General features: G+C 66.5%; 20 protein-coding genes. 12 read left to right on the forward strand and 8 right to left on the reverse strand.

The features are described from left to right. Window positions 1–235 precede the first annotated feature (235 nt). Window positions 236–1,435, forward strand: a complete 1,200-nt coding sequence (locus tag VGQ44_05545) for a homogentisate 1,2-dioxygenase (GenBank protein HEV8446259.1) — start codon at window positions 236–238, stop codon at window positions 1,433–1,435. Window positions 1,436–1,621: 186 nt separating this feature from the next. Here the strand turns inward: VGQ44_05545 and VGQ44_05550 are convergent, their stop codons facing one another. Both VGQ44_05550 and VGQ44_05555 read right to left on the reverse strand, forming a co-directional pair. Further along, window positions 1,622–2,434 (reverse strand): enoyl-CoA hydratase/isomerase family protein, encoded by an 813-nt coding sequence (locus VGQ44_05550; protein HEV8446260.1) that lies wholly within the window; start codon window positions 2,432–2,434, stop codon window positions 1,622–1,624. After that, a complete protein-coding gene (locus tag VGQ44_05555) occupies window positions 2,431–3,183 on the reverse strand; it encodes a hypothetical protein (protein HEV8446261.1) in 753 nt (250 codons plus the stop codon). The genes VGQ44_05550 and VGQ44_05555 overlap by 4 nt, the downstream gene beginning before the upstream one ends. A gap of 123 nt (window positions 3,184–3,306) precedes the next feature. On the opposite strand from VGQ44_05555, the gene paaA reads away from it, so the two are divergent. From paaA to paaD, 4 genes are all read left to right on the forward strand, one after another. Then, the gene (paaA, locus tag VGQ44_05560; GenBank protein HEV8446262.1) at window positions 3,307–4,305 is read left to right on the forward strand and encodes a 1,2-phenylacetyl-CoA epoxidase subunit PaaA; all 999 of its coding nucleotides are present in this window, start codon (window positions 3,307–3,309) and stop codon (window positions 4,303–4,305) included. 70 nt (window positions 4,306–4,375) lie between these two features. Next, window positions 4,376–4,666, forward strand: a complete 291-nt coding sequence (gene paaB, locus VGQ44_05565) for a 1,2-phenylacetyl-CoA epoxidase subunit PaaB (GenBank protein ID HEV8446263.1) — start codon at window positions 4,376–4,378, stop codon at window positions 4,664–4,666. Window positions 4,667–4,687: 21 nt separating this feature from the next. Further along, the gene (gene paaC, locus VGQ44_05570) at window positions 4,688–5,443 is read left to right on the forward strand and encodes a 1,2-phenylacetyl-CoA epoxidase subunit PaaC (protein ID HEV8446264.1); all 756 of its coding nucleotides are present in this window, start codon (window positions 4,688–4,690) and stop codon (window positions 5,441–5,443) included. Next, a complete protein-coding gene (gene paaD, locus VGQ44_05575; protein ID HEV8446265.1) occupies window positions 5,443–5,949 on the forward strand; it encodes a 1,2-phenylacetyl-CoA epoxidase subunit PaaD in 507 nt (168 codons plus the stop codon). Before paaC ends, paaD begins: the two co-directional genes overlap by 1 nt. Before the next feature lie 392 nt (window positions 5,950–6,341). Here the strand turns inward: paaD and VGQ44_05580 are convergent, their stop codons facing one another. Beyond that, window positions 6,342–8,525, reverse strand: a complete 2,184-nt coding sequence (locus VGQ44_05580; protein HEV8446266.1) for a transketolase C-terminal domain-containing protein — start codon at window positions 8,523–8,525, stop codon at window positions 6,342–6,344. Between the two features lie 140 nt (window positions 8,526–8,665). Between VGQ44_05580 and paaG the strand changes: the two genes are divergently transcribed. The 6 genes from paaG to VGQ44_05610 all read left to right on the forward strand — a co-directional run bounded on the left by paaG (window position 8,666) and on the right by VGQ44_05610 (window position 17,323). Next, entirely contained in the window at window positions 8,666–9,481 is an 816-nt protein-coding gene (gene paaG / locus VGQ44_05585; GenBank protein ID HEV8446267.1) for a 2-(1,2-epoxy-1,2-dihydrophenyl)acetyl-CoA isomerase PaaG, read from the forward strand. Further along, on the forward strand, window positions 9,481–10,692 hold the full coding sequence (locus VGQ44_05590) for a 3-hydroxyacyl-CoA dehydrogenase NAD-binding domain-containing protein (GenBank protein HEV8446268.1): 1,212 nt from the start codon (window positions 9,481–9,483) through the stop codon (window positions 10,690–10,692). Before paaG ends, VGQ44_05590 begins: the two co-directional genes overlap by 1 nt. Beyond that, entirely contained in the window at window positions 10,689–11,144 is a 456-nt protein-coding gene (locus VGQ44_05595; GenBank protein HEV8446269.1) for a hotdog fold thioesterase, read from the forward strand. The genes VGQ44_05590 and VGQ44_05595 overlap by 4 nt, the downstream gene beginning before the upstream one ends. Continuing rightward, complete coding sequence (gene pcaF, locus VGQ44_05600) at window positions 11,141–12,370, forward strand: 3-oxoadipyl-CoA thiolase (protein ID HEV8446270.1); 1,230 nt, start codon at window positions 11,141–11,143, stop codon at window positions 12,368–12,370. The genes VGQ44_05595 and pcaF overlap by 4 nt, the downstream gene beginning before the upstream one ends. Before the next feature lie 25 nt (window positions 12,371–12,395). Next, on the forward strand, window positions 12,396–14,492 hold the full coding sequence (gene paaZ / locus VGQ44_05605) for a phenylacetic acid degradation bifunctional protein PaaZ (GenBank protein ID HEV8446271.1): 2,097 nt from the start codon (window positions 12,396–12,398) through the stop codon (window positions 14,490–14,492). Between the two features lie 173 nt (window positions 14,493–14,665). After that, window positions 14,666–17,323: an ATP-binding protein gene (locus VGQ44_05610; GenBank protein ID HEV8446272.1), complete on the forward strand. Its 2,658-nt coding sequence runs from the start codon at window positions 14,666–14,668 to the stop codon at window positions 17,321–17,323. A gap of 49 nt (window positions 17,324–17,372) precedes the next feature. On the opposite strand, the gene VGQ44_05615 is transcribed toward VGQ44_05610, so the two are convergent. The 3 genes from VGQ44_05615 to VGQ44_05625 form a co-directional block, all read right to left on the reverse strand. Beyond that, complete coding sequence (locus VGQ44_05615) at window positions 17,373–19,043, reverse strand: peptidase dimerization domain-containing protein (protein ID HEV8446273.1); 1,671 nt, start codon at window positions 19,041–19,043, stop codon at window positions 17,373–17,375. 131 nt (window positions 19,044–19,174) lie between these two features. Next, entirely contained in the window at window positions 19,175–20,467 is a 1,293-nt protein-coding gene (thrC, locus tag VGQ44_05620) for a threonine synthase (GenBank protein HEV8446274.1), read from the reverse strand. Next, the gene (locus VGQ44_05625; GenBank protein HEV8446275.1) at window positions 20,464–21,423 is read right to left on the reverse strand and encodes a homoserine kinase; all 960 of its coding nucleotides are present in this window, start codon (window positions 21,421–21,423) and stop codon (window positions 20,464–20,466) included. The genes thrC and VGQ44_05625 overlap by 4 nt, the downstream gene beginning before the upstream one ends. A 62-nt stretch (window positions 21,424–21,485) precedes the next feature. Here VGQ44_05625 and VGQ44_05630 point away from each other — a divergent pair, with 62 nt between their 5' ends. Next, window positions 21,486–22,883: an APC family permease gene (locus VGQ44_05630; GenBank protein HEV8446276.1), complete on the forward strand. Its 1,398-nt coding sequence runs from the start codon at window positions 21,486–21,488 to the stop codon at window positions 22,881–22,883. 22 nt (window positions 22,884–22,905) lie between these two features. Here VGQ44_05630 and VGQ44_05635 read toward each other — a convergent pair whose 3' ends face one another. Together VGQ44_05635 and VGQ44_05640 are read right to left on the reverse strand one after the other, a co-directional pair. Continuing rightward, window positions 22,906–24,168 carry an amidohydrolase family protein gene (locus tag VGQ44_05635; GenBank protein HEV8446277.1) on the reverse strand — a complete coding sequence of 421 codons (1,263 nt, stop codon included), beginning with the start codon at window positions 24,166–24,168 and terminating at the stop codon, window positions 22,906–22,908. Between the two features lie 36 nt (window positions 24,169–24,204). Then, window positions 24,205–25,623 (reverse strand): rhodanese-like domain-containing protein, encoded by a 1,419-nt coding sequence (locus VGQ44_05640; GenBank protein ID HEV8446278.1) that lies wholly within the window; start codon window positions 25,621–25,623, stop codon window positions 24,205–24,207. Window positions 25,624–25,661 lie beyond the last annotated feature (38 nt).

The raw sequence follows: 25,661 nt of genomic DNA on the forward strand, positions 1-25,661 counted from the left end.
AACTTCAAGGCGCTGTTCGAGGCGATCGAGCACGAACAGGGGCGCCGGGGTAACCTGTAGTCTGGACTCACTCACTAAAAGACATCACGGATGACTCGGGCACTCTAGTCGCCAGCGACGGCGTCAGCGCCAGGAAACTGCGCCTTGAGACTTGCCTGACGGTGTCGCTGTCAACGAGAGCCTAGAGTGGTCGGTTGATCAGAGATCTTTTTTAGTCCACGCACCCTAGACAAAGATGCCCATCTACCACACCCTCGGCGCCATCCCCCGTAAACGCCACACCGCGTTCCGAAAGCCGGATGGGGGCATCTATGCCGAGGAGCTGATGGGGCACGAGGGGTTCACGGGGACGTCGTCGCTGCTGTACCACGTACATCCGCCGACGACGGTAAAGTCCGTGCGCCGCGTGAAAGAGACGGCGTTCGAGGCTGACCCCGACCAAACGCTCCGGCATCGGCATTTTCTGACGGCGCGCGCGAAGAAGGGGGGGAGCCCGACCCTCGACCGCATTCCGCTGATGTTCAACCCGGACATCGCGATGCTGTACGTCGAGCCGGACAAACAGGACGAGCACTTCTATCGAAACGCGCAGTCCGACGAGCTGGTGTACGTCGCCAAGGGGAAGGGCGTTCTCGAGTCGGTGTTCGGCCGGCTGCCGTTCGGCGAGGGCGACTACTTGATCATCCATCGCGGCATCCTGCATCGATACGTCTTCGAGTCATCCGGCGACAAGCCCAAGCTACTCGTCTTCGAGAGCCGCGGGCACGTGCGGTGGCCGAAGCGGTATCGCAACGAGTTCGGCCAACTGAAGGAGGGCGCGCCGTATTCGGAGCGCGACATCCGCCGCCCGCTCGAGCTCGAGACGCACGACGAGATGGGCGACTTCCGTCTGCTCGTGAAACAATACGACGGCATCAACGAGCTCATTCTCGACCACCATCCGTTCGACGTCGTCGGGTGGGATGGCTACTTCTATCCGTGGGCGTTCAACATCGCCGACTTCGAGCCGATCGTCGGCCGCGTGCACCAACCGCCGCCTGTGCACCAGACGTTCGAGGGCGACGGATTCGTCGTCTGCTCCTTCTGCCCTCGCCCCTACGACTTCGACCCGAACGCCGTCCCGGCGCCGTACAACCACAGCAACGTGGATTCGGACGAAGTGCTGTACTACGCGTCGAGCGAATTCATGAGCCGGAAGGGGATCGAGTTCGGGAGCATCACGCTGCACCCCGACGGCATTCCGCACGGTCCGCATCCGGGACGCGCCGAAGCGTCGATCGGCGCCAAGTCGACGAACGAGCTGGCGGTGATGATGGACAGCTTCCGCCCGCTGCGTGTCGCGAAGAGTGCGATGGCGTTCGAGGACCCGAACTACCACAAGAGCTGGATCGAGGCACAGCACTCGGGGATCGCATTCAATCCGCCGACCAGCTGATCGCGGGCCTGACTGGCCCCTGACAAGATCCCAAGAAACTCAACACAGATGCCGCAGACCTTTAACAGCGATTGCCGCGGATAAACAACGAAAGCTTTTGTAGTTACTGCGGGATTGCTTTTTCAAATCTGCGGCATCTGCGTTGCATTCTTGGCCGCGGGCGAGCGTGGCCGGCGTGGCGGGCGACTACTTCGCCCCGAATCTCGCGATCGCGTCGCGGGTAAACTGAGAGAGCACGAGCGTGCCGCTCGTCTCCGCCCGCTGCTCGAGAAGGGCGGGCCAATCGTCGGTGCCGGCCCAGACCGCGCGCTTGATGCCCATCACGGCGTCCGGGTTCGCCTCGATGAGAGCGGCCACGCGGCGCGCGACTTCGGCGTCCAACTGCCCGCTGTCGTTGACGACGCGCGCGTAGAGGCCGTGGCGCTCGGCCCACTCCGCGTCTCGCCAGTCGGCGTCGATGGCCATGGCGCCGAAGGCGCCGGTGCCGATCTTCCGCTCGATGGCCGGCCCCACCACGAACGGACCGATGCCGACGGCGAGCTCACTCAATCGCACCGACGCGTTCGACGTCGCGATCGCGTAGTCCGCCGCGGCGACGATCCCGACGCCGCCGCCGACCGCCTTGCCGTGCACGCGCACGACGATCGGCTTCGCCGACTTGATCATCGAGCCGATGACGCGGGCGAACCCCATGAAGAACGCTTTCCCCTGCACGGCGTCGCCGATCGACGAAAGCTCGTCGAACGACGCGCCGGCGCAGAACGCCCCCGTGCCATAACTCCGGACGACGATGACGCGCACGTCGGCGCGCACGCTCACGTCGGCGATGGACACGGCGAGGTCGCGGAGCACCGTCGCCGGAAGCGAGTTGCTCTTGGGGTGCCCGAAGCAGATATCGGCGACGCCGTCGGCGACGAGCCTCGAAACATTCCCGTCCGCGGAGAGCGGCGCGTGCTGGCCGAGCGTCACCTCGCGGGGGCGGGTCGTGCCTGCCGTCATTGGCCGACGCGAACGCGCACACCGCCTCGAATCGTTCCGATCGTCGTGTTGCCGTTGCGGAATGTGTCGCACGCGACGCTGCTGCAGACACCGCCCGACGACACGAAGCCGCTGCCGTAGCTCGTATAGCCGTAGACGTACAGCGCTTCGCCGAAAACGCCGTAGCGATCGTAGAGATTCTTCTCGATGCCCGCGCCGACGGTCACTTCAGCACTCACGCGGTGCTGTTGCTTGGCGCTGCCGGTGCCCGCCGTCGATTCGTAGTGGATCGTGCCGGGCTGCCAATCGATGAGTCCGAGCCCGAGGCTGAGGTTCGGCATCAGGTAGGGGACGGGCATCCGCAGGCGAAGTCCCGAAGTCACCTCGAGAATCCCGGCGTGCGACGCGGTCACCGACGTCACGGTCCCGCCGTTGAGCGGTGTAAAGTTCGCGAGAAAGAGCGGCGTGTTGAGCGGGAGAGCACTATACGCCGCGTTGAGGCTGAAGCCGACTCGGCTGACCCCGCTCGAGCCCGTATCCCAGTTTTCCCAGCCGGCGTAGTACGTCGTGCCGCGATCCCAATAGCGCAGCGCCGCGTGAGGACTCACGGGTGTCGAGGAGCCGGTGCTCATCCGCACGTAGTTGCCGGGCACCAAGCCGTCGTTCCATGGGTTGCTTGGTACCTCATCCCCGCCGCCTTGAGCGAGCGCCGCGCTCGACCCGAGCACGGTGAGAAGAGCGGTAACGGCGAGCGACGTCGGTCGGCGCATGCGGACTCTGGGACGAGGTGAGACGATGGCGAAATCTATCCGGCGGTATCGGCCGGGCACTAGATTTCACAACGAGATAGAGGGTGCGCCGCGAGTCGGTACGCCCCACTCGATCAGACACTCATGTCATCGACGAACCCCCGCCCACGCCCCCCAACGCCGGCCCCGTCGCCCCCCGCCGAGGACCCGGCGAAGATCCGGGAGTTCGAGGCGCGAATCGCCCGGGGCGAGTCAATCGAGCCGAAAGACTGGATGCCGGAGCGCTACCGCCGGCAGCTCGTTCGCATGATGTCGCAGCACGCGCATTCAGAGGTTGTCGGGATGCTGCCGGAGGGCAACTGGATCACGCGCGCGCCGAATCTTCGCCGGAAAATGGCTCTGCTCGCCAAAGTGCAGGACGAAGCGGGCCATGGACTCTACATCTACTGCGGCACCGAGACGCTCGGCGTCGACCGCGGTACGTTGATCGATCAGCTGCTCGACGGGACGGCGAAGTACTCGAGCATCTTCAACTATCCCACGCTGACGTGGGCGGATATCGGGTGCATCGGCTGGTTCGTGGACGGCGCGGCGATCGTCAACCAGACGATGCTGGCGCGCGCGTCGTACGGACCGTACGCCCGCGCGATGGTGCGGATCTGCAAAGAAGAGAACTTCCACAAGCGTCAGGGCTACGAGATCATGGCGACGCTCGCCGCCGGCACGCCGGCGCAGCGCGCGATGGCGCAGGATGCCGTGAACCGCTGGTGGTGGCCGTCGCTCATGATGTTCGGTCCGTCCGACAAGGATTCGCCGAACTCCGCAGAGCTGATGCGCTGGGGCGTGAAGAAAAAGAGCAACGACGAGTTGCGGCAGCGGTTCGTGAACCTCACCGTCGCGCAGGCGAAAGCGATCGACGTCACGCTCCCCGATCCAGAGTTGCGCTACGACGCCGAGACGGAAAACTGGAACTTCGGCGAGATCGACTGGGACGAGTTCTGGCGCGTCGTGAAAGGCGACGGCCCGTGCAACCGCGAACGGCTTGCGGCGCGCCGTGCCGCGCACGACGAAGGTGCGTGGGTTCGTGAGGCCGCGGTGTCATACGCCGCCAAGCATCGCCCCGAAGCCGACGAAGCCGCGTGATCCCGCCTCAACACGGCCCGACTGCCGTTTTCCGGTCTACCGGTCTTCCGGTCCACCTGTTTCCGGTGTCATGAGCGACGACTCGCAGTGGCCGCTCTGGGAAGTGTTCGTGCAGCCGCCGAAGGGCGCGCCGCACGAGCATGCCGGGAGCGTGCACGCCGCCACGGCCGAACAGGCGCTCGAGAACGCGCGCGACGTCTACGCGCGGCGCGGCGAAGCGGTGAACATCTGGGTCGTTCCCAGCTCGGCGATCACCGCGTCGTCGCCGGAGGATGCCGGGCCGTTCTTCGATCCCGGGAACGACAAGCCCTACCGGCATCCGCAGTTCTACAAGGTTCCGCGCGGCGTTCGAGGGGTCTAGCGAGTTAGCGCTGACGCCGCCATGACCGCCCCCGCCGCTTTTCACTATTTGCTCGCTCTGGGCGACGATCGCCTGATCCTCGGGCACCGTCTGTCCGAGTGGTGCGGGCACGGGCCGATTCTCGAAGAAGACATCGCGCTCACGAACATCGCGCTCGATCTGATCGGACAGGCCACGCTTTTTTTCAAGCTTGCCGGTGCGACGGAGGAAAAGGGGCGCAGCGAAGACGACCTGGCCTTTCTGCGCGACGCCGTCGAGTTCCGGAACGCACTGATCGTCGAACTTCCGCGCGGCGACTTCGCGTTCACCATCGTCCGCCAAATGTTGTTCAGCGTCTACTCGCTCCTCCAGATGGAGGCGCTGGCGTCGGTGACCGACGCCGACGTCGCGGGAATCGCCGCCAAGGCCGCGAAGGAGACTCGCTATCACGTACGGCACGCGACACAGTGGGTCGTGACGCTCGGCGACGGCACCGACGAAAGCCATCGCCGGGCGCAGGACGCGCTCGACGAGTTGTGGCGCTACACGGGTGAGCTGTTCATCGCCACGTCGAGCGATTCAGAGGCGGAAAAGGCAGGCGCGGGCGTGAATCCCGAGACCCTCTCATCGTCGTGGCACGCGCAGGTGGGAGAGATTCTCCGTACCGCGGGGCTCGAGATCCCTGAGACGGGGTACATGCAGAGAGGCGGCCGCGAGGGCCGCCACACCGAACATCTCGGACACCTTTTGTCGGAAATGCAGATCCTGGCGCGTTCCCACCCGGGAGCCCAATGGTAATGCGGGCTCCTTTGTCGAGCGCGGAGTTGCTCGAGATCCTCGAGGAGGTAAAGGATCCCGAGGTGCCCGTGTTGAGCGTCGTGGAGCTCGGGATCGTTCGCGAGGTCGAGCGCGATGGCTCGGGTGCCCGTGTGACGGTAACGCCGACCTATTCGGGTTGCCCGGCGATGCGCGAGATCGAGACCGAGATTCGGCGCGCGCTCGAGGCCCGCGGCGTGGACCCCGTCGAGATTCGAACGGTGTACGCGCCGGCGTGGACGACCGATTGGATATCGGATACCGCGCGCGCGAAGCTCGAAGCGTACGGAATCGCGCCGCCGAGTGGCGGCGCCGCCGTGTCACCGACCGCGGTCGTGCGGTTGGAGCGGCGCGCCGCGCGAGTGCGATGTCCGCGCTGCGGATCGGAAAACACGACGTTGACGAGCGAGTTCGGATCGACGGCGTGCAAGTCGCTGCGCGTGTGTCGCGCGTGCGGAGAGCCGTTCGAGGAATTCAAGACGATCTAACTCACCGCCGCGGTCGGTTACTCCGTTCGGGAAATTTTCTCGATTGACGGATCGAGAACACAATTGCACTTTAGCCCCACGCGATCGGACACGGTCTTCACCGTTCGCGTGAAGCTTCGGGCACGACGGTGTTCGGGGCGCTCGTGAGGCGGACGTTCGACGTCGCTTCACCGGTCACGAGGTCGCTGGACGTGGCTGTAGCTTTGCAGAATTCCAGAGCACCGGGTGGGACCGATACCGTCCGGAAAAGGGAAGTCGATCAGGCCATGCACGTCATGGCGTCGAACCAAATGATCGAATCCCGCCAGCGAGGATGAGCCCCTCAGGCCGCAGCGTGCTGCGCCTGAGGGGTTTGTCACATCTACGGGCGGATAGCGCGACCGGTGGACCGGTCAAACGGCGAGCAGTCGCTCGATGCGCTCGGCGATCGTGTCGACGCTCGGGAGCACGGCTTCGAGCAGAATCGGATGATAGGGCATCGGCACGTCTTCGACGGCGATGCGATCGACGGGCGCGTCGAGCGACCAGAAGGCGTCGCGAGCCACGGTGGCCGCGATCTCCGCGCCAAAACCTGCCGTGAGATTGTCCTCGTGGACGATCGCGCATCGGCCGGACTTCTCGACCGACTCGAGTACGCACGCGCGATCCCAAGGAGCGATCGTGCGGAGATCGATCACTTCGACGCGATCGCCGAAGCGGCCGGCGGCTTCGATGCACCGGTGCACCATCGCGCCCCACGTCACCAGCGTGACGTCGCTGCCGGCCATTCGAACCGCGGCGCGTCCGAAAGGAAGCACGTAGTCGTCGCCGGGATAGTGCGCGCTCCCTTCGCTCGTCATCAACAGCGAGCGGTGCTCGAAGAAAATCGTCGGATCGGCGCCGCGCATCGCCGCGCGCAGCAGCCCCGCCGCATCGGCCGCGTCGGACGGAATCGCGACGCGCCAACCGTAGGCATGCGCGAAGCGCACTTCATCACTCAAGCTGTGCCACGGGTCGCCGACGTCTTTTCCGAACCCACCCGGCATTCGCACCACGATTGGCGCCGCGAACCGGTTCGCGGTCCGCCAGCGAAGCGTGCCGCAGTTGTTCAACTGCTCCGCGGCGGGATCGGCGTACTTCCGGAACTGAATCTCAGCCACGGGCATGAGGCCGCTGATCGCCATTCCGACCGCGCGCCCGATAATGCCTTCCTCGGAGAGACTCGTGTCGAACACACGGCGATCGCCGAATTGCTTCTGGAGTCCCTCGGTGACGAGGTGCACTCCACCTTTGCGTCCGACGTCCTCGCCGAACACGAGGCACTTGGGGTTGGCCTCGAGCTCGTGTCGCAACGTCCGTCGCACCGATTCGGCGAAGCGGACGACGTCTCCGCCTTCTGTAGGAACGTCCGTCCCGTCGAGCTCGGCGCGCTCGGCGCGTGAAAGCCCGCCGAACGCCTCGGGCGAACCGGGAGTGTCGTCCGCGTAGACCCAGTGCGCGACGTTGGCGGGGTCGGGGTACGGCCTCGCGCGGGCTGCGTCCAGCGCCTGCTGCACGTCGCGCGCGACGTCGGCCTCCAACTCGCTCCACTGTGTTTCGCTCAGGATCGACGGAACGAGGTGCGCGCGGAGGCGCGGCATCGGGTCGCGCGCCGCGTCGGCGGCGATCTCCGCGTCGGTTCGATAGCCGCGCTGATTATCCGGGCCTGAATGGCTCGACAGGCGCGGCACCGTGAGACGCACCAACGCGGGACCGCCGCCTCCTCGCACGTGCGCGACACCTTCGGCGAGGAGCTTCGCGGCTTCCCCAGGATTCGTCCCGTCGCCGTCGCGAATGAACAAATTGCCGAACGATGCCAGGTTTCGGGCGATGTTGGCGCCCGGCGTCTGCATGTCGCCGCGGACGGAAAGTCCGAGCCCGTTGTCCTCGACGTAGAACAGCATCGGCAGCGAAAGGGTGGTCGCCATCGTGAGGGCGGACCAGAACCCGTTCGTGGCGACAGAACCCTCACCGCCCAGGACCACTGCGATCGCGCCTTTCCAACTCGCGTCGCCGAGTACGTCCGTGTGGTAGCGAATCGACTGCGCCCATCCGGCGCACGGCGTGAACTGAGAACCCACGTCGCCCGACATCGGAAGCACGATCGGGCAGTCGCGGCTCGGAAGGTTGCAAACCACGCCGATGTCACGCCCGTCGCTGAATCCCCCTGAACGTCCCAGCGGACTCGCCAGAGCGTCCTCGACGCTCAATCCGAGCGAGAGGAGAAGGGGGCGCGAGCGATAATAGGCGCTCGCGGCGTCGCGCGGATGCGTGAGGAGCGACCCGAGAATCGCCTGGGCGACGTCGTGTCCGCGCGCCGAGAACTGGTAGAGCACAACATGCTCGCGCGGAACGCTCGCGCGGTTCTTGTTGGTCGCCTCTTCGACGTCGTCGAGCGCGCGCGAGACCAGTGCGTGATACGCGATGCCCCGCCAATCGAAGCGCGAGCCGGCCGCGCCGGAATTCGGCGCGGAGTCGGCCGCGCTAGGCGCGGGGGCAGCCGGCGCTTTACTCGACACGCGCGCGCGCGACCCGCGGGGTGGTGGAACGGTCGTCACGTCCCGAAATCTGCCCCCCTGTGGTGACCGATACCAGCGCGAATCGCGGCGTCGAGCATCGCGGGCGGGGGCAGGGACGGGCTAATTTGAACGCCGAGTCGAGAAGGGTGGGCTGCATTTCCCCCCAAGGACGAGCGACCATGGGTCGCGATTTCACAGCCACTACCGCAACGATGGCCGAGATTCTCTGTGAAGTAGCCGACGGCGTGGCCGCGATCACGCTCAACCGGCCGGACGTTCTCAACAGCTTCACGCGCCCGATGGCTGCGGCCTTGCTCGAATCGCTCGGGCGCGCTGCCGAGGATCAGACGATCCGCGCCGTCCTGTTGACCGGCGCCGGGCGCGGGTTTTGTGCGGGCCAGGATTTGGCCGAAGCCGCTCCGAGCAACGACGTCATGCCAGACCTCGGCGACTTCGTTCGCGACAGCTACAACCCGATCGTTCGCGCGATTCGGACGCTGGAGAAGCCAGTCGTCTGCGCGGTGAACGGGGTTGCGGCGGGCGCTGGCGCCAATCTCGCGTTCGCGTGCGACATCGTCTTCGCCTCGTCCAGCGCGACGTTCATTCAATCGTTCGCGAAGATCGGAGTCATCCCCGACAGCGGCGGGACTTTCATTCTTCCGCGCATCGTTGGACTGCAGCGGGCATCGGTCATGACGATGCTTGCCGAAAAAATGACAGCCGAGCAGGCGCGTGATTGGGGTCTGATCTACATGGTCGTGGATGCTCCAGCGCTGCTCGAAACAGCTTTAGGTACGGCGCGCTATCTCGCTACGCAGCCGACGCGTGGACTGGGACTGATCAAGCGTGGCTTCAACCGGTCGCTCGGTGTGGATTTGGAGACGCAGCTCGACTACGAGGAGGAACTGCAGCGCGAGGCCGGGGCGACGGCCGACTATGCCGAGGGCGTTCACGCGTTCCTCGAGAAGCGCAAACCGGTTTTCACCGGCCGTTGATGGCCCCTCCCCCCCGCCACCCGCTCGACGCGAGCACCGTGGTCGGCGTCGTCGGCGCCGGCGCGATGGGAACCGGGATCGCGCAAGTGGCGTCGTCGGCGGGTCACCGGGTCGTCCTCGCCGACTCGATGGGCGGTGCCGTGGATCGAGCCAGGGCCTCGATCGTCAAAGCAGTCGCGCGCGACGTCGAGAAGAAGCGAATGACCAGCGAGGCCGCCGACGCGCTCGTGTCACGCATCGACTTCCGCGCCGAGCCGCTCGATTTCGAGCGATCGCCCTATCATCGCTGTGGCCTCGTGATCGAGGCGATCGTCGAGGACCTCGCGGCCAAGCGATCGGTGGTGCAACGGCTCTCGATCTCGACCAGGGACGCCCTGCTCGCGACGAACACGTCATCGTTGTCCGTGACGGCCATCGCGGCCGCGTGCCCCTCGCCCGACCGGGTGATCGGTCTCCATTTCTTCAATCCGCCGCCGCTGATGCCACTGGTCGAGGTCGTACCTCGCGCCGGCGGCTCGGCACCGCTGGTCGAGGAGTGCGTTCAGCTGATGCGCGCTTGGGGCAAGGTGCCGGTGGTCGCGTCCGATACGCCCGGGTTCATCGTGAATCGCGTGGCGCGGCCGTTCTACGGCGAATCAATCCGCATCCTCGAGGAGGGAATCGCCGACTGCGCGACGATCGACTGGGCGATGCGCGAGCTCGCCGGCTTTCGCATGGGACCGTTCGAGCTGATGGACTTCATCGGCAACGACGTCAACTACGCCGTGACGCGCGCGGTCTACGACGGGATGTTCAACGATCCGAGGTACAAGCCGTCGATCACGCAACAGCGACTCGTCGAAGCTGGACGTTTCGGCCGCAAATCGGGGCGCGGCTACTACGATTACGGGTCGGGTGCCACCGCGGCTGAGCCGACAAAAGATCCCGCCCTGGGACGGCAAGTGGTCGACCGCGTGCTCGCGATGCTGATGAACGAGGCGATCGACGCGGTCTACATGCGGGTCGCGTCGCCGGCCGACGTCGATCTCGCGATGACGCGCGGGGTCAACTACCCCAAAGGCCTGCTCGCGTGGGCCGACGAGCTTGGCGCGGCGGTCGTACTCGAGAGAATGGAGCGGCTCCAGGCGGAATTCGGCGAGGATCGATACCGTGCGAGCCCGCTCCTCAAGCGCACGGCACGCGCGAGCGGCCGCTTCCTCCCCTCGGCATGACCACATCGAATTCCGCGGCATTCGAGGAACAGGCCCTGGCCGAGCGCGTCGTGTCCGCGATGATGGCACGCGACGCATTCAGTCGGTGGTTGGGCATCGAGGTGCTCGACGTACGGCCGCGTGGCGCCACGATTCGTATGCGGGTGCGGGACGACATGCTGAACGGCTTCGGCGTCTGCCACGGGGGCGCGCTGTTTTCGCTCGCGGACAGCGCGCTCGCGTTTGCCTGCAACACGCATGGGCGCGTGACGGTGAGCATCGAGAACAGCGTGACTTACCCGGTGGCGATTCAAGCGGGCGACGAGCTGACCGCCGATGCGATCGAGGAGAATGCGACCCGGAAACTGGCTTTCTACCGTGTCGAGGTGCGGCGCGCGGGCGCGATCGTCAGCATCTTTCGGGGGACCGTGTTCAACACCGAGAAACCATTCTTTACCGACTCGAAGCCGTGACTCCGACCGCCCTCCGAGCAGCTTACCTGGTCGATGGGATTCGCACCCCTGTGGGAAACCTCGGCGGCGCGCTGAGCGAGGCGCGCCCCGACGACCTGGGGGCGCTCGTCATCGCCGAGGTCCTGAAGCGGAATCCGGCGCTGGATCCGGCGCGGGTGAGCGACGTCGTGCTCGGCTGCGCGAATCAGGCAGGTGAGGACAATCGCAACGTAGCGCGCATGGCGCTGTTGCTCGCGGGCCTGCCGACGTCCGTCCCGGGCGAGACGGTGAATCGTCTCTGTGCGTCTGGAATGAGCGCGGTGGTGAACGCGGCGCGGGCGGTGCAGGTCGGCGACGGGGACTTTTATATCGCGGGGGGAGTCGAGAGCATGACTCGCGCGCCCTATGCGATGTCGAAGGGAAGCAAGCCGTTCGCGCGCGACATCGAGTTGTTCGACACGAGTCTGGGCTGGCGCTTCGTCAATCCGCGGATGAAGTCGAAGTACGGCACGGATTCGATGGGACAGACGGCGGAAAACGTCGCCGAGCAGTATCACGTTTCGCGCGACGACCAGGACCTGTTCGCGGTTCGGTCGCAGCAGAAAGCCGCGGCGGCACGAGGCGCGGGGCGCTTCGTCCGCGAGATCGTGCCCGTCCAGATTCCTCAGAGGAAGGGTGCGCCCAAGTGCGTCGATGCGGATGAGTTTCTGCGTCCCGACACGACGCTCGAGATTCTGGCGACGCTGAAGCCCGCGTTTCGCGCCGAAGGGGGGGGCGGTTCGGTGACCGCTGGAAATTCGTCGGGGCTCAACGACGGAGGGGCAACGCTGCTCGTCGCGTCCGAGGTCGGCCTGAAGGAATTGGGTACCGCGCCGCTCGCGCGAGTCGTGGCGAGCGCGGTGGCGGGTGTCGAGCCGCGAGTCATGGGCATGGGCCCGGTGCCGTCGACGCGACAGGCACTCGCGCGCGCCGGGCTCACGCTGGATCAGATGGAGGTGATCGAGCTCAACGAAGCGTTCGCCGCCCAGTCGCTCGCTTGCCTGCGAGCGCTCGGCGTAGCCGACGACGATCCGCGCGTAAACCCGAACGGCGGTGCCATCGCGCTCGGGCATCCGCTCGGAATGTCAGGCGCGCGGCTCTTGCTCACCGCCGCGCGAGAGCTCGAAGCACGCGGCGGCCGATACGCGCTGTGCACGATGTGCATCGGTGTGGGGCAGGGGATGGCGACGATTCTCGAGCGCGCGTGAGACTCCACATGTTTTCGAGGCTTTCATGACGACGACAGCGCCGGCCTCACGCTTGATCGGTGTGGCGGGCAACGAGCCGCGCCGGCTGGAGAATTTCGTGAAGGGTCGCTGGATGTCCGGCGACGGCAACGCCACCGATCTCTTTCACGCGGTGACCGGTGAGAAGATCGGCGAGGCGTCGACGAACGGCGTCGACTTCGCGGGCATGGTGGACTACGCGCGACGGGTCGGCGGCCCGGCGCTTCGCACGCTCACCTTCCATCAGCGCGCATTGATGCTCAAGGCGATGGCGCAGCGGCTGATGGAGCTGAAGGAGGATTTCTACCTCGTCTCGGCCGCGACCGGCGCTACGCGCGGCGATTCGTGGATCGACATCGAAGGCGGCATCGGGACCTTCTTCGCCTACGCGTCGCGCGGCCGCCGCGAGCTTCCCAACGAGACCTTCTATATAGACGGGCCGCCCGAGCCCCTCTCCAAGGGAGGCACGTTCGTCGGACGGCACATCTGCGTTCCGATCGAAGGAGTCGCGGTTCACATCAACGCGTTCAACTTCCCCGTCTGGGGAATGCTGGAAAAGCTCGCGCCGACGTTGCTCGCCGGCGTGCCGGCGATCGTGAAGCCCGCGACGATCACATCGTATCTCGCCGAGTCCGTGTTTCGAGCGATGATCGACGCGCGAATCTTCCCTGAGGGCGCTATCCAGCTGATCTGCGGAAGCGCCGGCGACCTGCTCGACCACCTGGACGAGCAGTGCGCGGTGGCGTTCACCGGATCCGCGTCGACCGGGCGGATGCTCAAGACGTCGAGGGGAATCGTCGAGCGAAACGTGCGCTTCAACATGGAAGCGGACTCCCTGAACTATTCGATGCTCGGGCCCGACGCCGCGCCGGGAACGCCGGAGTTCGACCTCTTCGTGAAAGAGGTCGTCCGCGAAATGACGGCGAAGGCCGGGCAGAAGTGCACGGCCATTCGCCGGACGTTGGTGCCCGAGGCAGCATTGCAGGACGTCATGACCGCCATCGGCAAGCGCCTCGATTCGACAACGGTGGGCGATCCGGCCGTTGATGGGGTTCGCATGGGCCCCTTGGCCGGCAAAGCGCAGGTCAGCGAGGTGCGGAAGAGCGTCGAGGCCATCGCCCGCGTGACCGAGCTGGTGCACGGCAGCCTCGACGACTTCACGGTCGTCGGAGCGGATCGGCAGCGGGGCGCCTTCTTTCCGCCGCTGTTGTTCTACGCTCGCGAGCCCCTTACCACGCAGGCGCCACACGACGTCGAAGCGTTCGGGCCGGTCAACACCGTGATGCCCTATCGCACCGTGGACGACGCCATCGAGCTGGCGAAAAAGGGGCGGGGCAGTCTCGTGGGTTCACTGTTCACGGCCGACGACCGCGTCGCCCGCGACGTCGTCATGGGCACCGCGGCGTACCATGGCCGGCTCATGCTCGTGAACCGCGACAGCGCCAAGGAGTCGACGGGCCACGGCTCGCCGCTGCCGCACCTCGTGCACGGCGGGCCCGGACGCGCGGGCGGCGGCGAGGAGATGGGCGGCGTACGCGGCGTTCTGCACTACATGCAGCGGACGGCGCTCCAGGGCTCGCCGACGACGCTCATGCACGTCGTGAACGAGTACATGCCGGGCGCCGCACGCACGACGGATCAGGTGCATCCCTTCCGCAAGCACTTCGACGACCTCCGGGTGGGCGACGCGCTCGTCACGGCGCGGCGCACGGTCACCGAGGCGGACATCGTCAATTTCGCGGGCATCAGCGGGGACTTCTTCTACGCCCACATGGACGACATCGCGGCTCGAGATTCGCTGTTCGAACGCCGGGTCGCGCACGGATATTTCGTGCTGTCCGCCGCGGCGGGGTTGTTCGTCGACGCGGCGCCGGGACCCGTGCTCGCTAACTACGGTCTGGAGAGCCTTCGCTTCGTCAAGCCGGTCTACCCTGGCGACACGATACAGGCCACTCTTACGGTCAAGCAAAAGACCGCGAAAGAACCCAAGCCCGATCAGCCGCCGCAAGGCGTCGTCGCCTGGGACGTCGAAGTGAGGAATCAGACGGGAGAGCCGGTCGCGGTGTACACGATCCTGACCCTCGTGCGCCGCCGGTCGGAGTGACGTACAGAAGAGATTAGAGCGCTCTAATCCGGAGCGCGGCTGGGTTCCCGAGTGCCGATTCGGTGCGCAGCCGGCGCGCCGAAGACCGATACCGAAATTACGCCGTAGCGTCGTTCGTCGTCCCGAGTAGGGGCGTGCCTCGCCAAAACCCCATCGACTCCTGACCTGACTTCATGACGCCACGTCCGCGCGACGACGCGAGGATCGCTGAACAAGGCGGCCGGATACGGCCGCGGGCGTCGCTGCGCTCGCGGGTCGCGTTGGCCATCGTCGGCGTATCGGCGGCTGTCGTCGCGTCGTTCGGCGCGGTCGTACACCGCCAGATGACCGAATCGGCCACCGCCGCGGCGACCGAGCATCTCGAGCGCGCCGCCCGCGAAGTCGCGAGCATGCTGGGCGCGCAGGCCAAGAACATGCGGACCGCGATCGCCGCGGTCGCCGCGGATTCGGACGTCGTGAAGTTCTTGCGCCAGCCCAGCGAGCGCGGCGCCGAGGGGGCCCGCGAGGCCATGAAGAGTTTGTCGCCGATGCCCGGCGCGGCCGACGCGGAGTTGTGGAACGCGTCGGGCATTCGCACGCGGGCGTCGGTTTCATCATGGCCGGTCATGCCGGGCGCGGCGCGGACCGCGCTCATGAAAATCGTCGGCGGCCACGATTCGACGATCGTAACGCCGCTGTCGGTCCGCGACTCCGCTCTCGTCTACGAAATCATCTCGCGCGTCGGCTCCGCGTCGGCGCCGCTCGGATACGTCGTGTTGCGCAGACACCTCACGACTCCAGGCGTCGACGGATCGGCCCAACTCCGCGCCATGGTTGGTACCGACGCGTCGATTCTCCTCGGCAATGTGGACGACGACGTCTGGACCGACCTCAAATACCCCGTGCCGCGCCCGAGCCTCGCGGCTGCGCGTATCCCCGGCATCGTGGAGTTGGAGGAGCCGCGTATCGGCGCCGTTTTCGCATCCAGCCATCCCATCGCGTCCACGCCATGGAGCCTGGTCATCGCGTTCCCGCGTGCGACCGTTCTCAAGGACGTTCGCGAAGGGATGATCGCGATCATCATTTTCGGACTCGCCGTGTTGTTCATCGCCGCGGCGATGTCGTGGCGATTGAGCGGAGCGTTCACTCGTCCGCTGGTCGACCTGGCGACTGCCGCCGAGCGAATCACCGGCGGCGACTACGATCGCCCGTTGACGGTGCGCGGCGACGACGAAATCGGCGCGGCGGCCAGCGCGTTCAACCGGATGGCGACGAGCTTGCGCGGCAGCAGGTCCGAGCTGGAGGCCAAAGTCGCCGAAGCGGCATCGACCGCGCGCCGCCTCGAGCGCGTGATCACGTCCAGCGGCGCCGTGTTGTACGAGCTGGCGCCGCGCGACGGGGTGATGCGGATCACCTGGATCAGCGACAACGTTCCTGACCTCCTCGGCTACACGCTCGCCGAGGCGCTCGCGCCGGGGTGGTGGTCGAGCAACGTGTACCCGGACGACCTGAAGAAGACACCTGGGGGATCGGGCGATGCACGCACGGACGGCATACGCGAATATCGCTTTCGTCACAAGGATGGCCGCTATCGCTGGATGCGCGACGACCAGCGCATCGTGACCGACGACGCCAGCGGGCGGGCGCACGTAGTCGGAACGTGGCTCGACATCACGGAGCAGCGGCAGCTCGAGGAGCAGCTCCGTCACGCGCAGAAGATGGAAGCGATCGGTACGCTGGCGGGCGGTGTGGCGCACGACTTCAACAACATCCTCACGGTGGTCACGTCGTACGCCGAGCTGCTTTCGCGTACGGAGGACGATCCCAACCGCCGCTGCGATCTCGACGAGATCGTCGCCGCCGCGCGGCGCGCGACGCTGCTCACACGCCAACTGCTCACCTTCAGCCGGAAGACGATCGCCGAGCCGCAGTCCATCAGCGTGAGCTACGTCGTGGCTCGCCTTGGCGGCATGCTGCGGCGCCTGCTCAAGGAGAACGTCAAGCTCGTTCCGCGCTTGAGCGACGATGTCGCACCCATCGTCGGCGATCCGAACCAACTCGAACAGGTGGTGATGAATCTCGTGATCAATGCCGCCGACGCGATGCCCGATGGCGGCACGCTCGTAATCGAGACGCAGAACGTCGAGCTCGACGACGAGTACGCGCGGGCGCACGGCGGCGTGACCGCCGGCCGCTACGTGATGCTCGCCGTCAGCGACACCGGCGCGGGGATCGATCCGAAAATCATGGACAAGATCTACGAGCCGTTCTTCACGACCAAGCCGCCGGGCCAGGGAACGGGGTTGGGTCTCGCCAGCACCTACGCGATCGTGAAAGAGGCGGGCGGCCACATCTGGGTGTACAGCGAGCCGGGAGAAGGCTCGACGTTCAAGGTCTATTTCCCGTGGGAGCGCGGCTCGAAGGCGTCGCCGTCTCCGTCATTGACGCCCTCGGAGTTTCGTATGGTCGGCACGGCGCTGCTCGTCGAAGATGACGCGCGCGTGCGCCGCGCCGTGCGCCGCATGCTCGACCGAATCGGCTTCGACGTGCTCGAAGCCGGGGACGGCGAGGCGGGTCTAGAGGCCGCCGCGGGCCACGACGGCCCGATCGACGTCGTCGTGACCGATCTCATGATGCCGCGGCTCGGCGGCGGCGCATTCGCTCGCCGCCTGGCGCTGACGCGTCCGAACGTTCCCGTGGTGTTCACGTCGGGCTACACCGACGACACGGCGTTCCGGCGCGGGCTTCTGGAGTCAGAATACACGTTCGTCCAGAAGCCGTTTACGCGGGAACACCTCGAGGCAGCGATAGCGAGGGTGACACGAAAGGTCCGGAGTACGGTCGAGGTCTAGCAGGGCTTCGGTCTCCGGTCACCGGTGACCGGTGACCGGTGACCGGTCTTCAGGGCACCGCCTTCGTCGTATCGCGGACCGTCGGGTACTTGATCCCGAGCTGATCGAGGTACGTCTTGTACTTCGTGGGATCGTAGTAGTACTTCCGCATCTCCGGGCGGTACTTGTCCATGATCGCCTTGTTGAGCCAGATCGCCGGCTGGTCCTCGGCGCGCATGAGCGGGAAGTACTTGATCTCCTTCGTCTGCACGTTGCGGAAGTAGTCCCACGCCTGCGTGACGACGGTCGGCTTGGTCATGAGATCGAGCACCGTCATCGCCTGCACCTTGGCGCCCGCGACGACCCCCTTGTGCGCGATCGGCGTCGCCATGGCGATGGCGTTCCACCAGCTATGGCCGGGCAGTCCGGGAATGTTCGACGGATAGCGGAGCGTCACCGTCGGCAGATTCCACGACACATCGCCGATATCGTCGCTTCCGCCGCCGCGCAGATCTTCGGTCCGCGGCGGCGCTGGCAGCTCCGTCATCGTCCGGTCGGAGAGACCGCGCGGATTCTTCTGGCCGTACTCGCGCTGCACGCCCTTGGCCATCGTCTGATCGGCCTCGCTCCACTGCGGCATGCCGACCGCCTTGATGTTCTGGAACATGTCGTCGGCGATGACCTTGTTGAAATGGCCCGACCAGCCGGAGCCGAGGATGTTCACCGAGGCCAGCTTGGTGCTCGTCATCATCGCGGCGGCGCGGGCCATCGTGTCGCCGAGCGCGAACAATCCCTGCACGAGCGGCGAGTCGGTCTCGCGGAAGAAGTACCAGACGGACGCCGTCGGCGGCACGACGTTCGGCTGGTCGCCGCCGTCCGTGATGACGTAGTGCGAACGTTGGGTCAGGGGCAGGTGCTCGCGGCGGAAGTTCCAACCCACGTCCATCAGCTCGACCGCGTCGAGCGCACTGCGGCCCGCCCACGGAGCGCCCGCCGCGTGCGCGGCCTGTCCGGTGAAGTTGAAGCGCGCGCTGATCAGCGCGTTCTGTCCGGACTGCCCGTACGAGACGCCCAGATCCGAGCCGACGTGGGCGAACAGCACGATGTCGACGTCCTTGAACATGCCGGCGCGCACGAAGTACGCCTTGGCCGCCATCTGCTCTTCGGCGATGCCGGGCCACAGATGGATCGTCCCGGTCATGTGCTCGCGTTCCATGATGCGCTTCACCGCGATCGCCGCGGTGATGTTCATCGGCACGCCGGAATTGTGCCCTTCGCCATGTCCCGGCGCGCCGGCGACGAGCGGATCCTTGTAGCCGACGCCGGGTTTCTGATTCGCCTGCGGAATGTCGTCGACGTCGGAGCCGAGGGAGATCACCGGCTTGCCCGAACCCCAGGTTGCGTACCAGGCCGTTGGGATTCCCGCGAACCCGCGCGTGACCTTGAAGCCGTTCTTCTCGAGGATGCCCGTCAGGTACTTGGACGTTTCCTCTTCCTGCATTCCAAGCTCGCCGAAGCTGAACACCTCGTCGACCATCTGCTGCGACAACGTGGACAAGCTGTCGACGAGACGAATCGCCTCCTTCTTCATGGCGGCGAGCTTGGCGTCGTCGGCTGGGAGGTCGACGGGAAAGGTGACTTCGGGACGGTTGTCGGGGCCACCGCGTCCGCCGCGGCCTTGGGCAACGAGCGGGAGGGAGACGGTAAGAAGGAGCGCGGGGACGAGGAGTCGTGAGCGCATGAGAGAGAGGTCAGGGGAGACGAGGAGCGGCGGGCAGGCCGCCCGCGACAATTCTTCACGCCGCGTCGCGGTGACGCAACCGGCGACACGACAGTTCTTGCCTCAAGCGACCATCCGGCGTCGCCCGGCTGTCAGCCGCGCATTACTCGCTCGACCTCCGATACGAGCGGTTCGATCTCGATGGGCGGATTGGCGTGTGGCCGGTCCGCGCTTCGAGCGGCATGATACTCGGCGACCGCGTCGGGATCCTTGAGCAAATGCCCCGTCAACACCGACACGACGCGGTCATCTCGCGAGATCGTTCCGGACGCAAGCAGCTTGCGCACGCCGGCCACGCTAGCCGCGCTCGCGGGCTCGCATCCGATGCCCGCGGCGTCGATCACCGCCTTGGCTTCGAGAATCTCCGCGTCCGTCACCGATGTCACGACGCCATTCGTCTCGCGCATGGCCCGCACCGCGCGGTTCCACGACGCCGGTGCGCCGATCCGGATCGCTGTGGCGATCGTCTCGGGTTGGACCGTCACGCGTTCGGCGAAACCATGCTCGAAGCTGCGCGCGAATGGAGCGGCTCCTTCGGCTTGCACCGCGCAGAGGCGTGGCACGCGATCGATCAGCCCGGACTCTCGCGCATCGCGCAGCGCTTTTCCGAAGGCAGAGGTGTTGCCGAGGTTCCCGGCCGGCAGCGCGATCCAATCCGGTGCCCTCCACTCGAGTTGTTCGAGCAGCTCGAAGACGATCGACTTCTGCCCCTCGATGCGAAAGGGGTTCACGGAGTTGAGCAGATGAATTCCCAACTCGGCGCTCGCCGACCGCGCGAGGGTGAGGCATTCGTCGAAGCCGCCGCGCACGAACAGTGTGCGCGCCCCGTAGGCGATCGTCTGCGCCAACTTGCCGCCCGCGACTTTTCCCTTTGGGACGAAGACCAGAGCCGGTAGCTCGGCTCGTGCCGCGTACGCCGCGAGCGACGCCGACGTGTTCCCTGTAGACGCGCACGCCACCGCGCGAGCCGAACTCCGTTTTGCCTGTGTGATCGCGACGGTCATGCCGCGATCCTTGAACGATCCCGTCGGGTTGTGGCCTTCGTGCTTGATGAGCAATCGTTCGGGCGATTCGAATCCGATCCATCGAGCGACGGCGCGACTGTCCAGCAAGGGCGTGTTGCCTTCGGGATGGGTCACGATTTCGTCGGGGCGGGCCGACGGCAGCACGAGCTCCCGATACCGCCAGACGCCTGAAGCATCGGGCCCCCGCAACGCGGACCGCCGATCGGCGAAGCGCGCGCGCAACGCCGGCCCTTCTCCGACCAGCACGTGTCTCAGCTCGAGAAGGCCGCCGCAGGACGGGCACACACCCGCCGCGTTCAACTCGTCGAGCTCCGTCCCACAGTCTTCGCAGACCTGAACGCTCGTCGCGACGGACGTCACGTCACCTCCACCAGGCGTGCGCCGCGCTCGTCGACCGATGCGACTCGTCCGTCGGCGCGAACGCCGTGCTCCTCGAACGCGCCGAGCATCGCCGCGAGCGCCGCCTGCGCGGCGAGCTCGCCGTCGGCGAGGGCGAACAAAGTGGGGCCCGCGCCCGAGATCGAGCATCCGAGCGCGCCGGCGTCGAGCGCGGCGCGCTTCACGTCGTGGAACGCCGGGATCAACGGTGCGCGCGCCGGTTCGGCGATGCGATCGTCGACCGCGCCGCGGAGCAGCGCGGGATCGTCGAGGCAGAAGGCGGCGACCATCGTCGCTACGGCGGTGGCCTGCGCGAGCGCGGTCGCGCGGTCTACCGAATCGGGAAGGATCTGGCGCGCGCGCTGCGTGGTCAGCGTGAGGTCGGGGCGAGCGAGCGCGATGCGGAGCCACGACGGGACCGGCACGCGCACGAAATCCAACGGCTCGACTTGGCGAATCAGGAGAATTCCGCCGAAGAGACACGGCGCGATGTTGTCGACGTGCCGGCCGGCGACGCGTTCCTCGGCGGCGAGCGCGGCGAGCACGAGCGCGCGGTCGTCGAGTGGACGGCCGATCAGCGCGTTGGTCGCCAGCGCGCCGGCCACTGCCGACGCCGCGCTGCCACCCTGGCCCCCCGCGAGCGGCAATCCCTTGTCGACGCGAAGCGTGACGCCCACGTCTTCGCGCCCCGCGAGACGAAGAACCTCGAGCGCCGCGAGTCCGCTGGAGTGCATTTCCGCGTCGCGCGGCAGGCGAGGATCTCCCGCCTCCTCGATCCAGACGCCAGGCGCGCCGTCGACGCGCGCTTCGACCGAGTCGCCGATACCAGTGAGCGCGCAGCCGAGAATGTCGAGCCCGGGACCCATGTTGCCGACTCCTCCGGGCGCGAACGCGCGAACCTTCGTCCGCGGGTTCGCACCCACGATCGCTTCGTTCATGCTTGATTCAAGTCTCCGTCATGCGGAACGACAAGTGCTCGTCGTGCGCGTATTTTCTCTGCGTGTCTGAAACCACCGGAACCCGAGCGTCCGTCGCGCTCAAGACCGAGGGCCGCGCGCGCTCCGGCGGGCTCGCCGCGCGTTCGGCGCTCGGCACGTTCGCCCTCGTCTTCGTGCTGTTCTTCTGCACGTCGGGCGGACCGTACACGACCGAGACGCTGATTCACCGAGTCGGTCCGGGGCTCGGGTTGCTCATCCTGATTCTCGTTCCGCTCGTCTGGTCGCTGCCCGAGGTTCTCATCGTCGGCGAGCTGGCGAGCATGATGCCGGAAGAGGGCGGCTACTACCGGTGGGTCGATCGCGCGTTCGGACGCTTTTGGGCGTTCCAGAACGGATGGCTGACGTGGATGTACTCGCTCGTCGACATGGCGATCTACCCGGTGCTGTTCAACCAATACTTGACACACTTCGTCCCCGGCATCGACGCACGCTTCGAGTGGGTCGTGTCGCTCATCGTCATCTGGGGCGCGACGGCGATCAATCTGCGCGGGTCGGTTCGGGTAGGACGCGCGTCCGTGCTCGCGGGGGCGTTCATCGTCGTCGGCTTCGTCGCCGTCGCGCTCAGTGCGCTGCCCAACGCGTCGCACATTCCGTGGCGCCCGTTCGCCGCGCCCGAAGGCGGCGGGGTGAGCGGCCTCGCCGTCGGCATCTCGATCGCGCTCTGGAACTACATCGGCTGGGACAACGCGTCGACGGTCGGCGGAGAGATGCGGGATGCGTCGCGCGGCTACCCGCGGGCCCTCGCGTTCGCGCTTCCACTCGTCGCGTTCATCTATCTCGTTCCGTTGCTCACGACGTTGGCGGCCACCGACTGGACGACGTGGGAAGACGGCGGCTGGCCGGCCATCGCCGCGGCCGCGGGGCACGGCCGCGTTGGAGTGTTCCTCGGCGCCTGGGTCGGAATCGGCGGCATGGTGAGCGCGCTGGCGTTGTTCAACGCGTTGCTGATGTCGTACTCGCGAATTCCCTTCGTCATGGCGCAGGATCGATTGCTGCCGTCGCCGCTTGCCCGCGCTGACTCGCGCGGCACGCCGCGCACGGCCGTGGTGGCGTCGGCAGTGCTGTACTCGATTTTCGTGCTCGCGCCGTTCGGCGAGCTGGTGATCGCCGACGTGCTTCTGTACTCGCTCGCGCTCTTTCTCGAGTTCGGCGCGCTGGTGCGTTTGCGCCGCACGGAGCCGGATCTTCGCGGCTACTTCCGCATTCCGTTGGGTCGGCGCGGAGTGTCGGTGTTGGCCGGTATCCCGATGCTGGTACTCGTCGGCGTGATCGCGATCTCGTTCATGGACGGCGAGTACGGTATCAAGGCCGTACTCGCCGCGGGTGTGGCGATCGCGCTCGGGCCGATCATGTTCTCACTCGCGTCGCGCGGAAAGGCACAAGAAGCCGTGCCGCGGTGAACGCAGGTGGGGCACGGGTCGATCACGGCTTCTTGTAGACCGTCCCGCCTTTCATCACGAAGTCGACACTGCTCAATGCCATGATGTCCTTCGTCGGGTCGCCCTTCACGGCGATGAGATCGGCGAAGAGTCCGGTCTTCACGGCGCCGATGCGATTCTCCCAGTGGAGCATCTTGGCGTCGTTCACCGTCGCCGCGCGCAACGCCTGAAGCGGCGTGAGACCGTTGGTCACCAGTCCTTCGACTTCCTTGGCGTTGTCGCCGTGCGCGAGCGGACCCGAGTCGGCGCCGTTGCAGATCATCACGCCCGCGTCGAGCGCGTACTTCAAAACGGCCGCCTTGTTTCGGCCTCCCACGGACACCGTCGGTACGTAGCACACGCCGTGTTCGGCCATGAGCTTGAAGACGTCGGGCGTGCCGTTGTCGCCATGCTCGATCGTCGCGACGCCGGCCAATACCGCACGGCGCATGCCTTCGGCCGTCGTCGCGTGCGCGGCGACCGATCGACCCGAGCTCTTGGCCGCACTCACGGCCGCGTTGAATTCTTCCTGCGTCGGCCCCGGCATCGTTTCGCCGTTCGGACCCCAGCGGTAGTCGGCGTAGATCTTGATCCAATCGGCGCCGTGTTTGATCTGATCGCGCACGACGCGCGTGAATCCCTCGGGTCCGTTCGCTTCTTCGGCGCCCTGAGGAATCGCGTCCATGTACTCGGTGGCGAAGTTCTTCGGCGCGTACTGCCCCGTGACGACGATGGCGCGAGTGACGACCTGCATGCGCGGGCCGGGAATGATCCCTTGATTGATCGCTTGCTTGAGACCCACGTCGGCGTAGCCGGCGCCCTCCGTACCCAGATCGCGAACCGTCGTGAAGCCCGCCATCAGTGTGGCGCGAGCGTGATTCACCGCGCGCGCGACGCGCAACGCTTCCGACTCGTGGAGCACCTGGTCGTCCCACGGCGTCTCGTTGTACGGATGGAGAAGCAAGTGTGAATGCCCTTCGACGAGTCCCGGCAGCAGCGTCGTACCGGGGAGCGTGATGGTCACGGCATCGGGCGGCGCGGACACCTGACTCCGCGGTCCGACCGCGTCGATGGTATCGCCGCGGACGAGCACGACCCAGCCGTCGTGCGGCGCGTCGGCGACCGCATCCCAAACGCGATCGGGCACCAGGAGCGTCGGCGGTCCGGAAGGGCGAGCCGTGGCTCCGCCGCGTCCGCCGCGGCCTTGTGCGGAGGCCAGCACTGGAAAAACGACGACAACGGCGGCGAGCAGGAAAGAGCGATGCATGATTTGGTGTTTGTGAATGAGGCGGATCGATACGATCTACTTCTTGCCGTGCGAGCGTTCAACGGGAAACCGCGCGGCCGTCCAGGCGTCCATGCCGCCCTTCAACGTCGCGACGTTCGTAAAACCTTTTGCCTGCAGCATGCTCGCCGCGATCGACGCGCGGGTACCGCCCTGACAGTGAATCGCGATTGGAAGGTCGCGCGGGAGATCGTCGCTGGCGTTGGGCAGGTCACCGAGAAAGAGATGTCGCGCGTTCGGGATGTGGCCCGCGTCCCACTCGGCGGCCCCGCGCACGTCGATCACCGTTCTGTGGTTCGCCGTTGTCACGTCGGCCAGATCCACTTGCTCGACGTTCGCCAGACGGTCGGTCGCGGCCCACTCGCTCCGCGCGGCGCGTCCGGCCCACCCCACGACGCGATCGAACCCGATCAGCGCCAGCATCCGCCGCGCGTTCTCGACGCGAGTTGGTTCGTCGGCAAGAAGGACGATGTCCTGCGCAGGGCCGATCAGCGTCCCGGCCCACGTCGCGAACGACGTCCCGAAAGGGATCGACATCGACCCGGGAATGTGCGATTGAGCGAATTCCGCGCTTGGCCGCGCGTCGATCACGACGTTCGACGCAAGCGCGCGGCGCAGATCGTCCACGCCGAGCTCCGACAGCTCGCCGCGCGGCGGCATCGCCGGTGGTCCGTCGCGGTTCAACGATTTCATGCGCGCGAAATACCTCGGCGGCTCCGGCTGGCCGGCCAGAACGGCGCGCACGAAATCCTCTTCGCTGGCGGCCTGAAACGCCCAGTTCGCGAGACGCTCGTATCCGAGTGTCGTGGAAGGAATCGCGCCGAGGGCCTTGCCGCATGCCGAGCCGGGTCCGTGTCCCGGCCACACCTGGAGATGGGCCGGAAGGGAATCGATGGCGTGCAGTGAGCGATACAGGCGGCGAGCCATCGGCTCCATCGTTCCGCCGGCCTTTGCCGCGCGCTCGAGAAGGTCGGGCCGCCCGACATCTCCCGCGAAGAGGAAATCGCCGGAGAACATTCCCACTGGAATCGGCGCGGCGGCGGTGTCGGTCACCACGAGGCTCACGTGTTCCGGTGTGTGTCCCGGCGTGTGGATCACGCTCACCGACAGCGTGCCGACGTCGAAACGGTCGCCGTCGTGAAGAAGCCGGGCCCCTTCCGCCGCGGCGAACGCGTACTGCCAATCGGCTCCGCCGTCTCCTGAGAGCAGAAGCTGGGCGCCGGCGCGCCGCGCCAGCTCTCGAGAGCCCGAAACGAAGTCTGCGTGAATGTGAGTTTCGGTGACCGCGACGATCGTCACGTGCGCGCGCGCGGCTTCCTCGAGATAGCGGTCCACGTCGCGGTTCGGATCGACCACCATCGCCATCGATGTCTGGTCGCACGCAACGAGATACGCGGCCTGCGCAAGTCCGTCTTCGTAGATCCGAGTGAGAAGCATGCAGGAGAATGGCTTGCCAGAGGTTGGCACGCAACGCA

Source organism: Gemmatimonadaceae bacterium (assembly GCA_036003045.1).
GTDB lineage: Bacteria > Gemmatimonadota > Gemmatimonadetes > Gemmatimonadales > Gemmatimonadaceae > JAQBQB01.

What these genes read in the sequence shown, in the direction of transcription:
- paaG (HEV8446267.1), top strand. Translation starts at nt 8,666, where the DNA reads ATGGGTCGCGATTTCACAGCCACTACCGCAACGATGGCCGAGATTCTC.
- paaZ (HEV8446271.1), top strand. Translation starts at nt 12,396, where the DNA reads ATGACGACGACAGCGCCGGCCTCACGCTTGATCGGTGTGGCGGGCAAC.
- VGQ44_05635 (HEV8446277.1), bottom strand. Translation starts at nt 24,168, where the DNA reads ATGCATCGCTCTTTCCTGCTCGCCGCCGTTGTCGTCGTTTTTCCAGTG.
- paaD (HEV8446265.1), top strand. Translation starts at nt 5,443, where the DNA reads ATGCGGGCTCCTTTGTCGAGCGCGGAGTTGCTCGAGATCCTCGAGGAG.
- VGQ44_05590 (HEV8446268.1), top strand. Translation starts at nt 9,481, where the DNA reads ATGGCCCCTCCCCCCCGCCACCCGCTCGACGCGAGCACCGTGGTCGGC.
- VGQ44_05555 (HEV8446261.1), bottom strand. Translation starts at nt 3,183, where the DNA reads ATGCGCCGACCGACGTCGCTCGCCGTTACCGCTCTTCTCACCGTGCTC.
- VGQ44_05610 (HEV8446272.1), top strand. Translation starts at nt 14,666, where the DNA reads ATGACGCCACGTCCGCGCGACGACGCGAGGATCGCTGAACAAGGCGGC.
- VGQ44_05640 (HEV8446278.1), bottom strand. Translation starts at nt 25,623, where the DNA reads ATGCTTCTCACTCGGATCTACGAAGACGGACTTGCGCAGGCCGCGTAT.
- paaB (HEV8446263.1), top strand. Translation starts at nt 4,376, where the DNA reads ATGAGCGACGACTCGCAGTGGCCGCTCTGGGAAGTGTTCGTGCAGCCG.
- paaC (HEV8446264.1), top strand. Translation starts at nt 4,688, where the DNA reads ATGACCGCCCCCGCCGCTTTTCACTATTTGCTCGCTCTGGGCGACGAT.
- VGQ44_05595 (HEV8446269.1), top strand. Translation starts at nt 10,689, where the DNA reads ATGACCACATCGAATTCCGCGGCATTCGAGGAACAGGCCCTGGCCGAG.
- VGQ44_05615 (HEV8446273.1), bottom strand. Translation starts at nt 19,043, where the DNA reads ATGCGCTCACGACTCCTCGTCCCCGCGCTCCTTCTTACCGTCTCCCTC.
- VGQ44_05550 (HEV8446260.1), bottom strand. Translation starts at nt 2,434, where the DNA reads ATGACGGCAGGCACGACCCGCCCCCGCGAGGTGACGCTCGGCCAGCAC.
- VGQ44_05545 (HEV8446259.1), top strand. Translation starts at nt 236, where the DNA reads ATGCCCATCTACCACACCCTCGGCGCCATCCCCCGTAAACGCCACACC.
- paaA (HEV8446262.1), top strand. Translation starts at nt 3,307, where the DNA reads ATGTCATCGACGAACCCCCGCCCACGCCCCCCAACGCCGGCCCCGTCG.
- VGQ44_05625 (HEV8446275.1), bottom strand. Translation starts at nt 21,423, where the DNA reads ATGAACGAAGCGATCGTGGGTGCGAACCCGCGGACGAAGGTTCGCGCG.